Here is a 12,837-nt window from a genome sequence, read left to right as displayed (position 1 = left end):
CGGTACTTCGGTACCGGCGTGCGGGCCGTCGTGTTTTCCCCGCCGGGGGAGCCCGTCCGTCGGTCGGCGACCTTGACAGAGGTCCATTATCTGACGGACAGTCAGAAACCTCAGTCGTCCCACGGGAGGCCGTCGCCGTGCACCTCGCCCCGACCGAGCGGCAGCTACGGCTGCGCGCCGAACTCCGCGCGTACTTCCGGGACGTGATGCCCGAAGGACCGCCTCCTGCCACCGACACCGGCGCCCAGCGCCGGCTGCTCCGCCGGATCGGCGCCGACGGGCTTCTCGGGCTCGGCTGGCCCGAGGAGTACGGCGGGCAGGGCCGCGGCCCCGACGAGCAGTTCGTCTTCTTCGACGAGGCGTACCGCGCGGGCGCCCTCGTCTCGATGGTCACCCTCAACACGGTCGGCCCCACCCTCATGACCTACGGGACCGAGGAGCAGAAGGCCTTCTTCCTGCCCCGGATCCTCCGCGGCGAGACCGTCTTCGCGATCGGGTACAGCGAGCCCGAGGCCGGCACGGACCTCGCCTCCCTCCGGACGCGGGCGGTCCGCGACGGCGACTCCTGGCTGATCGACGGCCAGAAGATCTTCACCTCCAACGCGCAGAACGCCGACTGGATCTGGCTCGCCTGCCGCACCGACCCCGACGCGCCCCCGCACCGGGGCATCTCGATCGTCCTCGTCCCCACCGACGCGCCCGGCTTCTCCTGGACCCCGATCGCGACCGTCGGCGGGCTGACGACCACGGCCACCTACTACGACGCGATTCGGGTCCCCGCCGGGAACCTCGTCGGGCCCGAGCACGGCGGCTGGGGGCTCATCACCAACCAGCTCAACCACGAGCGGGTCGCGCTCGCCGCGATCGGCATGCAGGCCGAGGACTTCTTCGCCGCCGTGCTCGACCGGGCCCGTACCCCCGATCCGGTGACGGGGAGGCGGCGCATTGACGAGCCCTGGGTGCGGATCCGAGCCGCTGAAGCGCATGCCCGGCTGGCCGCGACACGCCTGCTGAACTGGCGTTTGGTGGGGGATGTGGGGGCCGGCCGGCTCGCTCCCGGAGATGCGAGCGGCGTGAAGTTCATGGGAACCGAATCGGCGGTGGAGGTGTATCGAATATGTCAGGAGATCGCGGGTGGAGCGGGGACGGTGCGAGCGGGATCGCCGGGGGAGTTCGACGCCGGTGAGCTGGAGCGCATGAACCGGGCCGCCCAGATCAACACCTTCGGGGGAGGGGTGAGCGAGGTGCAGCGCGAGATCGTCGCGAGGATGCGGCTCGGCATGAAGGGGAGGGGTCGGCGATGACCCTCACACGGAGCCAGGACGGGCCGGACCCGTCGGCGGACGGGCTGTACGAGCGGCTCACGGGGTTCGCGGGGCGGTCCGCCGCCACGGCCGGCGTCGGCAAGGACCCGGTCAACCTGCCCATGATCCGGCACTGGTGCGAGGCCATGGGGGACGCCCACCCCGCCTACCGGGGGCCCGACGCCGTCGCGCCGCCGACGATGCTCCAGGCCTGGACGATGGGCGGCCTCTCGGGGCACACGGACCGATCCTCCGCCCACGAGGAACTGTTCGCCCTCCTAGACGGGGCCGGATACACCTCCGTGGTCGCGACCGACTGCGAGCAGGAGTACCTGCGGCCGCTGCGGCCCGGCGACGAGATCACCTTCGACACCGTCATCGAGTCCGTCTCGGAGCTCAAGACCACCAAGCTCGGGGCGGGCCACTTCGTCACCACCCGGACGGACGTCCGGGCCGACGGCGAGCTCGCGGGCACCCACCGCTTCCGCATCCTCAAGTACGCGCCCGCGGCCAGGCCCCCCAAGCCCGCCGCCGCCCCCAAGCCCGCCGCCCAGGCCGCCCGGCGGCCCCGGCCCGTGATCAACCGGGACAACGCCGGATTCTGGGAGGGCGTGGCCGCGCACCGGCTGCTCATCCAGCGCTGCGGCGACTGCGCGGCCCCCCGCTTCCCCTGGCTGCCGGGGTGCGCCGACTGCGGCTCGGCGGAGTGGGACACCGTCGAGGCGAGCGGCACGGGGACGGTCTTCTCGTACGTGGTGATGCACCACCCGCCCTTCCCGGCCTTCGACCCGCCCTACGCGGTCGGGCTGATCGAACTCGCCGAGGGCGTACGGATGATCAGCAACGTGGTGGGGGTGCCGTACGACAAGGTGCGGATCGGGATGCCGGTGCGGCTGGAGTTCCTGCGGGTCGACGCGGAGCTGGAGCTTCCCGTCTTCCGCGCGGGAGGGGAGGACTGACATGGACTTCACCCCCACCGAGGAGCAGGAGGCGGCCCGGGAGCTGGGCGCCCGGATCTTCGCCGACCTCGCCACCCACGAGCGGCTCAGGGCGGTCGGCACCGGCACCGACGCCGAGCTCTGGAAGGCGCTCTGCGCCGCCGGACTGCCCGGCTCCGTCGAGGAGACCGGCCTGCTCGGCCTGGTGCTGCTCCTGGAGGAGCAGGGACGCGTGACGGCCCAGGTGCCGTTCGCCGCCGGCTGTGTGTACGGGATCCTCGCCGTCGCCCGGCACGGTACGGACGAGCAGCGCGCCCGGCTCATGCCCGGACTCCGCGACGGCACGACGGTGGTGACGGGGGCCTTTCCGGCGTCCGGCGCGGTCGTCTCGCGCGAGGGACGGCTCAGCGGGACCGTGGACTGGGTTCCGTGGCTCAGGGACGCCACCCACGTCCTGGTCCCGGACCAGGACCGCACCCTGTGGCTGGTCCGCACCGAGGACGCGGCCCGGGTCGATCCCGTCGAGCTCACCGCGCCCTGGTCCGCCGGTCGGCTCGTCCTCGACGGGACGACGGGGGAGCGGCTCGGGGCTCGGGAGCGGCCCGGAGCCGGGGAGCGGCGTGGGGAGGGCGCCGCCTACGCGGACGTGCTCGCCGCCGCGCGGATCGCGTTCGCCGGGCTCCAGGCCGGGGTCTGCGCCGGGTCGCTCGCCAGGGCCGTGGAGTACACCTCCGTACGTGAGCAGTTCGGCCGCCCGCTCTCCACCCACCAGGCCGTGCAACTGCGGGCCGCCGACGCCCATATGGACACCGAGGCCATCCGGGTCACCGCTTACGAGGCGGCCTGGCGTTTCGACGAGGCCCTGGACGCCACCGGGGCGGGCCTGACGGCCGCCTGGTGGGCCTCCGAGGCGGGGAAGCGGGTCGTGCACGCCGGGCAGCACCTGCACGGCGGCCTGGGCGCGGACCTCGACCACCCCGTCCACCGGCACTTCCTGTGGGGCCGGCAGCTCGACGCCTACCTCGGCTGCGGCACCGAACTCCTCGCCGAACTCGGCGACCTGCTCGCGGAAGGAGAACTGTCATGAAGCAGGTCGTGAATCCTGCCGTGAAGCCCGTCGTGGAGTCGGTCGTCGAGTCCGTCATGAAGCCAGGGGACGAGCTGCCGCCGCTGACGGTCCCGATCACCCGCACCCTGATCGTCGCCGGGGCCGTCGCCTCCCGCGACTACCAGGACGTGCACCACGACGCCGAGCTGGCCCGGGAGAAGGGTTCCCCGGACATCTTCATGAACATCCTCACGACCAACGGTCTCGTCGGCCGGTACATCACCGACCACTTCGGCCCCCGCGCGGTCCTCCGCAGGGTCGCCATCCGGCTCGGCGCCCCCAACCACCCCGGCGACACCATGGTCCTGACCGGCACGGTCACCGCGGTCGACGGGGACACCGCACAGGTCCGGGTGGTCGGGGCCAACGGGCTCGGGCACCACGTCACCGGGACGGTCACCGTGGAGGTGCCGCGATGAGCCTCCGCACCCGGGACGGACTCGGCGGCCGGGCGGCCGTGGTGGGCATCGGCGCCACCGAGTTCTCCAAGGACTCGGGCCGCAGCGAGCTCTCCCTCGCCGTCGAGGCGGTACGGGCGGCGCTCGACGACGCCGGGCTCGCTCCCGCCGACGTCGACGGCATGGTCACCTTCACCATGGACACCAACCCCGAGATCACCGTCGCCCAGGCGGCCGGCATCGGCGAGCTGTCCTTCTTCTCCCGGGTGCACTACGGGGGCGGGGCCGCCTGCGCCACCGTGCAGCAGGCCGCGCTCGCCGTCGCCACCGGGGTCGCCGAGGTCGTCGTCTGCTACCGGGCGTTCAACGAGCGGTCCGGGCGCCGCTTCGGCTCCGGCGTCCAGCAGCGCGAGCCCTCCGCCGAAGGCGCCGCGCTCGGCTGGCAGCTGCCCTTCGGGCTGCTCACCCCGGCCTCCTGGGTCGCGATGATCGCGCAGCGGTATCTGCACACCTACGGATTGACCCCGGACGCCTTCGGTCATGTCGCCGTCACCGACCGGCGCCATGCGGCCCGCAACCCCGCCGCGTACTTCCACGGGAAGCCGATCACCCTCGCCGACCACGCCGCCTCGCGCTGGATCGCCGAGCCGCTGCGGCTCCTCGACTGCTGCCAGGAGACCGACGGCGGCCAGGCGATCGTCGTCACCTCCGTCGAGCGCGCCCGCGACCTGCGGCGCCCGCCCGCCGTGATCCTGGCGGCGGCGCAGGGCGCCGGCCGGAAACAGGAGGCGATGACCAGCTTCTACCGGGACGAGCTGACGGGCCTTCCGGAGATGGGCGTGGTGGCCCGGCAGCTCTGGCGGACCTCCGGGCTCGCACCGAGCGACATCGACGTCGGCATCCTCTACGACCACTTCACCCCGTTCGTGCTGATGCAGTTGGAGGAGTTCGGCTTCTGCGGGCCGGGAGAGGCGGCCGACTTCGTCGCGGCGGACGCGCTCCCGCTGAACACGCACGGAGGGCAGCTCGGCGAGGCCTATCTGCACGGCATGAACGGCATAGCGGAGGCGGTACGGCAGCTGCGCGGCACCTCCGTGAACCAGATATCCGGGGCGGAGCGGACCTTGGTCACCGCGGGCACCGGGGTTCCCACGTCCGGGTTGATCCTGGGCACGGACGGCTGAGGCGACGGCCCCTGCGGTGGCCGGGCGGGGCGGGCGGTTCTTCACTCGCGGCATGAGCACACACGCACCGCCGCCGGAGCCCGTACCCACCCCGACATCCAGGCCCGTCGCCGTACCCGCCCCGACACCCACCCCGACATCCACACCTGTCGCCGTGCCCCCGCCCGCACTCACACCGTCCCCGACCCCTTCACCGTCCCCGAACCTCTCCCCGACCCGCTCACCGTCCCAGGCCCCCTCACCCACCCGCTCGCGGTTCGCTTCGCCTCCCGGGGTGCGGGCCGTGGTCGGTGCACTGGTGGCGGTGCTTGCCGGGGCGGCCCTGGTCGCCGCTCCCCTCCCGGCCTCCGCGGCCCGAGAGGGAGCCGGGTCCAGGACCCCGTCCCGCTCCGCCGCCCTCGCCGCCCCCGCCCACTACGTCGGTCGGGCCTTCGACACCTGTGAGGCGCCGTCCCTCGCGGTGATGAAGGCCTGGCGCAGCTCGCCGTACGGCGCCGTCGGGATCTACTTCGGCGGCCGGGGGCGCGGCTGCCCGACCCAGCGGGAGCTGAACCCCGCCTGGGTCGCCTCCGTCCACGCGATGGGCTGGCGGCTGCTGCCGCTGTTCGTGGGGTCCCAGGCGCCGTGCGTCACGGCCGCCGCCAAGCGGCCTTTCGCCATCGGGAGCAGCCCCGTGAGCCAGGGCACCCGGGAGGGGGCCGACGCGGTGCGGGCCGCGTCCGCCCTCGGGCTGGACACGAGCAGCCCGCTCTACCTCGACATCGAGGCGTACCGCTCGGGTGACGCGGGCTGCACGGCGACCACCCTCTCCTTCGTCCGCGCCTGGAGCCGGGAGGTGCGGCGCCTCGGCTACGTGCCCGGGTACTACAGCAGCGCGGACACGGGGGTGCGGGACATCGAGGCGGCGCGGCGGGCGGGTACGCAGGACCTGCCCGCGGTGATGTGGTTCGCGCGCTGGCTGGGGCGGCCCACGCTGTACACCGAGCCGGTGCTGCACCCGGAGGCGTGGATGCCGCACGCCCGGATCCACCAGTACGCGGGCAACGTCACCGAGGCGTACGGCGGGCGCCGTCTCAACATCGACCGGAACGCGATGGACGCGCCGGTCGCGAGCGTCACGCCGGTCGCCGCGTCCCTGGCCCGCGGGACGCCTGACGAGGACTCGGCAGCGCCGATCGGGGTCGAGGAGGGGACGTTCGGCGGCCCTCGACCCTGACGCGGACCCGAGGGGTCTCCACCCATAGGAGGTGAGGCCGTCCCCACCTCTACAACCTGAGGCGGACAGCGGGTCGGGACCTGGGGCCGATCCGCCGGGCGGCCCTCCCCTCCTAGCGTGGAGTCATGACTCCGCCACCCTCTGGCCCCGTCTGCGCCGGTGCCTCGCAGTACGCGTCGTACTCGACCTTCTCCTCGTACGTACGGGCGCGTGGGCCCGTGCTGCTGCGCACCGCGCGCTCCCTGACCGCCAACCCCTGCGATGCCGAGGACCTGCTGCAGACCGCGCTGGCCAAGACGTTCGTCGCCTGGGAGCGCATCGAGGACCACCGTGCCCTGGACGGCTACGTACGCCGCGCGCTGCTGAACACGCGCACGTCGCAGTGGCGCAAGCGCAAGGTCGACGAGTTCGCCTGCGAGGAGCTGCCCGAGCCGGCCGGTCTCCCGGAGCCGGACCCGGCCGAGCGGCAGGTGCTGCACGACGCGATGTGGCGTGCGGTGCTGAAGCTGCCCGAGCGTCAGCGTCAGATGGTGGTCCTCAGGTACTACGAGGACCTCAGCGAGGCCCAGACCGCCGAGGTGCTCGGGGTGTCCGTCGGCACGGTCAAGAGCGCGGTGTCGCGAGCGCTCGGCAAGCTCCGCGAGGACCCGGAACTGACCCCCGTCCGGTAGCCCTGCCGACCCGAGGGCCCGAAACCCAGGGCAATCGCCACATACCGCCACTCCTGCCAGCGATCACTGGCAATTTCCGTACTCTCGGGTAGTGACATACCGCGCGGTACGTGCGCAGAATCGCCACACCCTTTCTGCCACGTAGCGCCCACCGGGAGGACGCCCCGTGTACAGCACCATGCAGGACGTACAGCTGACCGTGAGCCGCATCCTCAAGCACGGGATGACGATTCACGGGAAGTCGATCATCACCACCTGGACGGGCGAGCCCGAGCCGCAGCGCCGCACGTTCGCGGAGGCCGGAGCACGCGCGCACCAGCTGGCCAACGCCCTGCGCGACGAACTCGGGGTCACCGGCGACCAGCGGGTCGCGACCCTCATGTGGAACAACTCGGAGCACGTCGAGGCGTACTTCGCGATTCCCTCCATGGGTGCCGTCCTGCACACCCTCAACCTCCGACTTCCCCCCGAGCAGCTGGTGTGGATCGTCAACCACGCCGCCGACCGGGTCGTCCTCGTGAACGGCTCCCTGCTCCCCCTCCTCGCCCCGCTGCTGCCGCACCTGCCGACGATCGAGCACATCGTGGTCGCGGGCCCCGGGGACCGCTCCGTCCTGGACGGCGTGGCGCCCCGCGTGCACGACTACGAGGAGCTGATCGCGGGCCGTCCGACCACGTACGACTGGCCCGAGCTGGACGAGCGTTCGGCCGCCGCCATGTGCTACACCTCCGGCACCACCGGCGACCCCAAGGGCGTCGTCTACTCGCACCGTTCGATCTACCTGCACTCGATGCAGGTGAACATGGCCGAGTCGATGGGCCTCACCGACAAGGACACGACCCTGGTCGTCGTCCCGCAGTTCCATGTCAACGCCTGGGGCCTGCCGCACGCCACCTTCATGACCGGCATCAACATGCTCATGCCGGACCGCTTCCTCCAGCCGGCCCCGCTCGCCGACATGATCGAGCGCGAGAAGCCGACCCACGCGGCCGCCGTCCCCACCATCTGGCAGGGCCTGCTCGCCGAGGTCACCGCGAACCCCCGCGACCTCTCCTCGATGTCCCAGGTCACCATCGGCGGCGCGGCGTGTCCGCCCGCGCTGATGGAGGCGTACGACCGCCTCGGTGTCCGCCTCTGTCACGCCTGGGGCATGACCGAGACCTCCCCGCTCGGCACGATGGCCCACCCGCCGCACGGCCTGACCGCCGAGGAGGAGTGGCCGTACCGCGTCACGCAGGGCCGCTTCCCGGCCGGTGTCGAGGCGCGTCTGGTCGGCCCGGCCGGCGAACACCTGCCCTGGGACGGCGAGTCCGCCGGTGAGCTGGAGGTGCGCGGCACCTGGATCGCGGGCTCGTACTTCGGCGGCATCGACGGCGAGGCCATCCGCCCCGCGGACAAGTTCAGCGAGGACGGCTGGCTCAAGACCGGCGACGTCGGCGTGATCAGCCCCGACGGCTTCCTCACCCTCACCGACCGTGCCAAGGACGTCATCAAGTCCGGCGGCGAGTGGATCTCCAGCGTCGAGCTGGAGAACGCGATCATGGCGCACCCGGAGGTCGCCGAGGCCGCCGTCGTCGCCGTGCCGGACGAGAAGTGGGGCGAGCGCCCGCTGGCGACCGTCGTCCTCAAGGAGGGGGCGACGGCGGACTACGAGACGCTGAAGGCCTTCCTCGCCGACGAGGGCGGCATCGCCAAGTGGCAGCTGCCGGAGCGCTGGGCGATCGTGCCGGCGGTGCCGAAGACGAGCGTGGGCAAGTTCGACAAGAAGGTCATCCGAAAGCAGTACGCGGAGGGCGAGCTGGACGTGACCCAGCTGTAGTCACCGGCGGTGGAACCGGTACGGGGAGGGCTTCGACGACGAAGCCCTCCCCGTACCGCGTTCCCGCGTTCTAGTTGGTGCCGATCTTCGCGAGCAGGTCGACGATCCGGGCCTGGACCTCGGCGCTGTTCGAGCGCTCGGCGAGGAAGAGGACCGTCTCGCCGGAGGACAGCCTCGGCAGCTCCTCCTCGGCGAGGTCGGCAGAGGTGTAGACGACGAGCGGGGTGCGGTTGAGCTGCCCGTTCGCCCGCAGCCAGTCGATGATCCCGGCCCGTCGGCGGCGCACCTGCATCAGGTCCATCACCACGAGGTTGGGCTGCGTCTGCGTGGCGAGGGTGACCGCTTCGGTGTCCGTCGCGGCCCGGGCGACCTGCATTCCGCGCCGCTCCAGGGTGGCCGCGAGCGCCTCGGAGATGTCCTCGTTCTCCTCGATCAGCAGGACCCTGGACGGGTGCTGCTCGCTGTCGCGCGGCGCGAGCGCCTTGAGGAGTACGGCGGGATCGGCGCCGTACGCCGCCTCCCGGGTCGCCTGCCCGAGCCCGGCCGCGAGGAGCACGGGAACCTCGGCGGCGACGGCCGCCTGACGGAGCGACTGGAGCGCGGTACGGGTGATGGGCCCGGTCAGCGGGTCGACGAAGAGCGCGGCCGGGAAGGCGGCGATCTGGGCGTCGACCTCCTCGCGGGAGTGCACGATCACCGGCCGGTAGCCCCGGTCGCTCAGCGCCTGCTGGGTGGAGACGTCGGGAGCGGGCCAGACGAGCAGCCGGCGCGGGTTGTCGAGGGGCTCCGGGGGGAGTTCGTCGTCGACGGGGCGCGGCGCGGGCCGGTTGGCGACCTCGACGGCGCCACCGGGGCCGTCGAGCGGCTCGGGCCCCTCGGCGGAGCCCTCGGCGGGGGCCCCTATGGCGTACGCGCGGCCCTCGGGCGCGGCGGGGACGAGCCCGAGCGCGGCCTCGGGCTGCGAGGGGGCCTGGGCCGGAGACAGGGCCTGGGACGGGGTCTGGGCCAGGGCCTGCGAAGGGGATTCCGTCTGCGGGTGCGGCCTGGCCTCGCCGTTGGCCGGTGCGGGGAGCGCGGCGGGGACCGGCGGGTCGACCTCCGGCGGGGTGGCGAGCTTGCGCCGCCGCCCGGAGCCGTTGGAGGGCGCCCCGGAGGCCGTGGGGGCCGCCGGGACGGGAGAGGCCACGGGGGCGACGGGGACCGCCACAGGAGGGACGGGAGGGGAGGGCGGGGAGGCCACGGCGGTCGGAGGGACGAAGGGGACGCCCTGCCCGAGTGTGCGGACGCTGAACGCCCGTCCCTGGGTCGAGTCCTTCGGCATGGGCAGCTCGGGCGGCAGCGGTACGGAACCGGTGCCGGTGCCGGAACCGGTGCTGTTGCGGGGCTCGGGCCGCGCCGGGGAGGACGACGCCGCGTGCGGCACCTGCGGCACCGAGTCCGGCTCCGGCTCGGGCGGCGGGGGTGCGACGGCCCGGCGGCGCCCGGTCGGCTCGGCCGGCGGCATCACGGGCGGGACCGGCGTCTGCACGGGGCCCTGCGGCTGCCCGTGCGGATGGGGCTGCGGAGGCGTGTGTTCGGTGCCGGGGACACCCCGTGCGGCTTCGTGCTGCCCTTCGTCGGAGACCGGCAGCGGCCCGGCGACGGGAGCGGCACCCGGCAGGGCGAACGGAGACACGACCTCGTCGGGGGCGCGGTCGGCGTCAGCGGGCGGGAGCGCGAAGGGCGTCCGGGGCCCGGCCTCGGCCGCGGCCGCCCGTTCCTGCGCGGCGGCGAGCGCACGCCGACGGCGCCCGCTCGGCTGTACCTCGGGAGCGGCCTCCGCGGAGGCGACGGCCGGCAGCGCACGCGCGAGGGCGGGAGCCGAAGCAGTCCCCGAGGGCTCGACGGAGACACCCTGCGGCGGCACGGCGGCGCCGAGCGCGGCCCGTCCCTGTGCACCCTCGGCGGCGGTCACGACGGACCCCTCAGCGGGCCGCCCGCGCCGGCGCCCGGTCGGCTCGACGCCGGAAGCGCCGGAAGCGCCGGAAGGGCCTGAGGCGGAGGCGGAAGGGGCCGAGCCCGAGGCGGAAACGGCCTGCTCGACGCCCGAGTTCTGCTGGGCCGGGATCAGGTCGGCGGTTCCTCCGGCGGCCTCTCCCGTACGGGCACGGCGGCGCCCACTGGGTTCCGCACCGCCCTCAGGGGCGACCGAACTCTCCAGGAAGGCATCCGTGGATCCGCGCCGGGCCCGCCGCCGCCCCCCACCGGAGCCCTCCGTGGAGTCACCGAAAGGAGCGGACGGAGCGGACGGAGCGGGCGGGGCGGGCGGGGCGATAGGAGCGGGAGGAGCGAGAGGAGCGGAAGGGGCTGTGACGGGCGCGGAGGCCTGAGCGGGCAGCGCGAGCGCCTCCCGACCACCACCGGTCGGCCCATCAGCCGGTCCACCGGCCGGTCCAAGAGCCAGCGCACCGCCCGGCCCGCCGTTCCTGCTCTCCGCCGACCCCGCCGCGGCCGTCGGCCGCGTCGCGGGGATCGTGCCCCGCCCGGTGCCGAGCGGGACCTCCAGCACATACGCGCCGCCGCTCGTCCCCGGCACCTCGTGGGTCTGCACGACACCGCCGTGCGCCGCCACGATCCCGCGCACGACGGGCCCGTGGACCGGGTCGCCGCCCGCGTACGGGCCGCGGACCTCGATCCGTACGACGTCACCGCGCTGTGCGGCCGCGACGACGATCGTGGAGTCGGCCGGTACGGAGCCCTGGGCGGTGGTCCGGTTCTTGCCGGTCGCGTCGACGCCGGCGACGTCCGCGACGAGGTGCGAGAGCGCGGTCGCGAGCCGGGCCGCGTCGACCTCGGCCTCGATGGGCGGCGCGTGCACGGCGAACTGGGCGCGGCCGGGCCCGATCAGATCGACGGCCCCGTCGATGCCCGCCGTCACGACGCCGTCGAGGAGCGCGACGTGCTTGTCGAGCGCTTCCGTGCCCGCGTCCAGGCGCTGGTAGCCGAGGACGTTGTCGACGAGCGCCGTCATCCGGGCGTAGCCGGCGGCGAGGTGGTGCAGGACCTGGTTGGCCTCGGGCCAGAGCTGTCCGGCGTCGTCGGCGGCGAGGGTGCCGAGCTGGGCGCGCAGCTCCTCCAGGGGGCCGCGCAGCGACTCGGCGAGGACGGCCGTGAGCTGCTCGTGCCGGGCGGCGAGGGAAGCGTACCGCTCCTGCTGCGCCTCCCGTTCGGCGGCGTTCCGTTCGGCGCGGTCGGCGAGTTCCGCCGCGTTCCGCTCGGTCAGTTCGGTGATCTCGGCGGCGTGCTCGTCGACGAGCTGCTCGTACGGCCTGCGGTCGGTGAAGGTCATGACGGCGCCGACGAGCTGGTCGCCGTCGCGGACCGGAGCGGTCGTCAGGTCGACCGGCACCCGGTCGCCCTTCTTCGCCCAGAGGACCTGCCCGCGGACGCGGTGCTTGCGGCCGGACTTGAGGGTGTCGGCGAGCGGCGAGTCCTCGTACGGGAAGGGCTCGCCGTCGGCCCGCTTGGAGAGGATCAGCGGGTGCAGCTCCTGGCCGCCGAGTTCGCCGGCGCGGTAGCCGAGGATCTGGGCGGCGGCGGGGTTGACCAGGACGACGCGGCCGTCGGTGTCCGTGCCGACGACGCCCTCGGCGGCGGCGCGCAGGATCATCTCGGTCTGCCGCTGCGAGCGGGCGAGTTCGGCCTCGGTGTCGAGGGTGCCGGTGAGGTCCCGGACGACCAGCATGAGCAGCTCGTCGCCGGTGTAGCCGCCGTACGAGTCGTAGGCCTCGCGGCCGTCCTCCAGGCTGGCGCTGGTCACCTCGACGGGGAACTCGCTGGCGTCCGTGCGGCGGGCGATCATGCGGGCCGGCTTGGTGCGGCCCCGCTCGTCGGTGCCTTCGGGGCGGCGCATGGAGCCGGGGATGAGGCGCGAGTCGAACTCGGGCAGGAGGTCGAGCAGGCCGCGCCCGACGAGTGCGGTGCCCGGCGTCTCGAACATGCCGAGGGCGATGGTGTTGGCGTTGACGACCGTGCCGTTGCAGTTGACGAGCACGAGGCCGTCGGGGAGGGCGTCGAGTATGGCTGCGAGGCGAGCAGCGCCCCGGGATGGCCTGCTGCTCACGACGACGTTCCTCCCTGACGCACTGCAACGTGCATGCCCTATCGGCCGGCCGGCCCCATCTTGCCCCTCGGGCCGCACCCTGTCACGGAAGGGAGTC

The 12,837-nt window shown here is 73.7% G+C and carries 9 protein-coding genes; 8 read left to right on the top strand and 1 reads right to left on the bottom strand.

The annotated features are described in order from the left end of the window. Window positions 1-137 precede the first annotated feature (137 nt). The 8 genes from OG259_RS20695 to OG259_RS20660 all read left to right on the top strand — a co-directional run bounded on the left by OG259_RS20695 (window position 138) and on the right by OG259_RS20660 (window position 8,638). Window positions 138-1,304: an acyl-CoA dehydrogenase family protein gene (locus OG259_RS20695; RefSeq protein WP_328943620.1), complete on the top strand. Its 1,167-nt coding sequence runs from the start codon at window positions 138-140 to the stop codon at window positions 1,302-1,304. After that, window positions 1,301-2,263, top strand: a complete 963-nt coding sequence (locus OG259_RS20690) for a bifunctional MaoC family dehydratase N-terminal/OB-fold nucleic acid binding domain-containing protein (RefSeq protein WP_328943619.1) — start codon at window positions 1,301-1,303, stop codon at window positions 2,261-2,263. Before OG259_RS20695 ends, OG259_RS20690 begins: the two co-directional genes overlap by 4 nt. Before the next feature lies 1 nt (window position 2,264). Beyond that, the gene (locus OG259_RS20685) at window positions 2,265-3,329 is read left to right on the top strand and encodes an acyl-CoA dehydrogenase family protein (protein WP_328943618.1); all 1,065 of its coding nucleotides are present in this window, start codon (window positions 2,265-2,267) and stop codon (window positions 3,327-3,329) included. 56 nt (window positions 3,330-3,385) lie between these two features. Then, window positions 3,386-3,769, top strand: coding sequence for a MaoC family dehydratase (locus OG259_RS20680; RefSeq protein ID WP_328947131.1), 384 nt, complete (start codon window positions 3,386-3,388; stop codon window positions 3,767-3,769). After that, on the top strand, window positions 3,766-4,932 hold the full coding sequence (locus tag OG259_RS20675) for a lipid-transfer protein (RefSeq protein ID WP_328943617.1): 1,167 nt from the start codon (window positions 3,766-3,768) through the stop codon (window positions 4,930-4,932). The genes OG259_RS20680 and OG259_RS20675 overlap by 4 nt, the downstream gene beginning before the upstream one ends. A 283-nt stretch (window positions 4,933-5,215) precedes the next feature. Continuing rightward, window positions 5,216-6,148, top strand: coding sequence for a DUF1906 domain-containing protein (locus OG259_RS20670; protein WP_328943616.1), 933 nt, complete (start codon window positions 5,216-5,218; stop codon window positions 6,146-6,148). A gap of 125 nt (window positions 6,149-6,273) precedes the next feature. Further along, window positions 6,274-6,819: a SigE family RNA polymerase sigma factor gene (locus tag OG259_RS20665; RefSeq protein ID WP_266894292.1), complete on the top strand. Its 546-nt coding sequence runs from the start codon at window positions 6,274-6,276 to the stop codon at window positions 6,817-6,819. Window positions 6,820-6,985: 166 nt separating this feature from the next. Next, window positions 6,986-8,638 (top strand): long-chain fatty acid--CoA ligase, encoded by a 1,653-nt coding sequence (locus OG259_RS20660; protein ID WP_328943615.1) that lies wholly within the window; start codon window positions 6,986-6,988, stop codon window positions 8,636-8,638. Window positions 8,639-8,708: 70 nt separating this feature from the next. Here the strand turns inward: OG259_RS20660 and OG259_RS20655 are convergent, their stop codons facing one another. Beyond that, window positions 8,709-12,740 carry a PAS domain-containing protein gene (locus tag OG259_RS20655; RefSeq protein ID WP_328943614.1) on the bottom strand — a complete coding sequence of 1,344 codons (4,032 nt, stop codon included), beginning with the start codon at window positions 12,738-12,740 and terminating at the stop codon, window positions 8,709-8,711. Window positions 12,741-12,837: the final 97 nt, after the last annotated feature.

Origin of the sequence: Streptomyces sp. NBC_00250 (assembly GCF_036192275.1) — a bacterium.
Taxonomy (GTDB): domain Bacteria; phylum Actinomycetota; class Actinomycetes; order Streptomycetales; family Streptomycetaceae; genus Streptomyces.
This window is presented reverse-complemented; position numbering and strand designations above follow the sequence as displayed.

Coding starts and splice junctions, on each gene's coding strand:
- OG259_RS20690 (WP_328943619.1), top strand. CDS start 1,301: ATGACCCTCACACGGAGCCAGGACGGGCCGGACCCGTCGGCGGACGGG.
- OG259_RS20685 (WP_328943618.1), top strand. CDS start 2,265: ATGGACTTCACCCCCACCGAGGAGCAGGAGGCGGCCCGGGAGCTGGGC.
- OG259_RS20680 (WP_328947131.1), top strand. CDS start 3,386: ATGAAGCCAGGGGACGAGCTGCCGCCGCTGACGGTCCCGATCACCCGC.
- OG259_RS20675 (WP_328943617.1), top strand. CDS start 3,766: ATGAGCCTCCGCACCCGGGACGGACTCGGCGGCCGGGCGGCCGTGGTG.
- OG259_RS20665 (WP_266894292.1), top strand. CDS start 6,274: ATGACTCCGCCACCCTCTGGCCCCGTCTGCGCCGGTGCCTCGCAGTAC.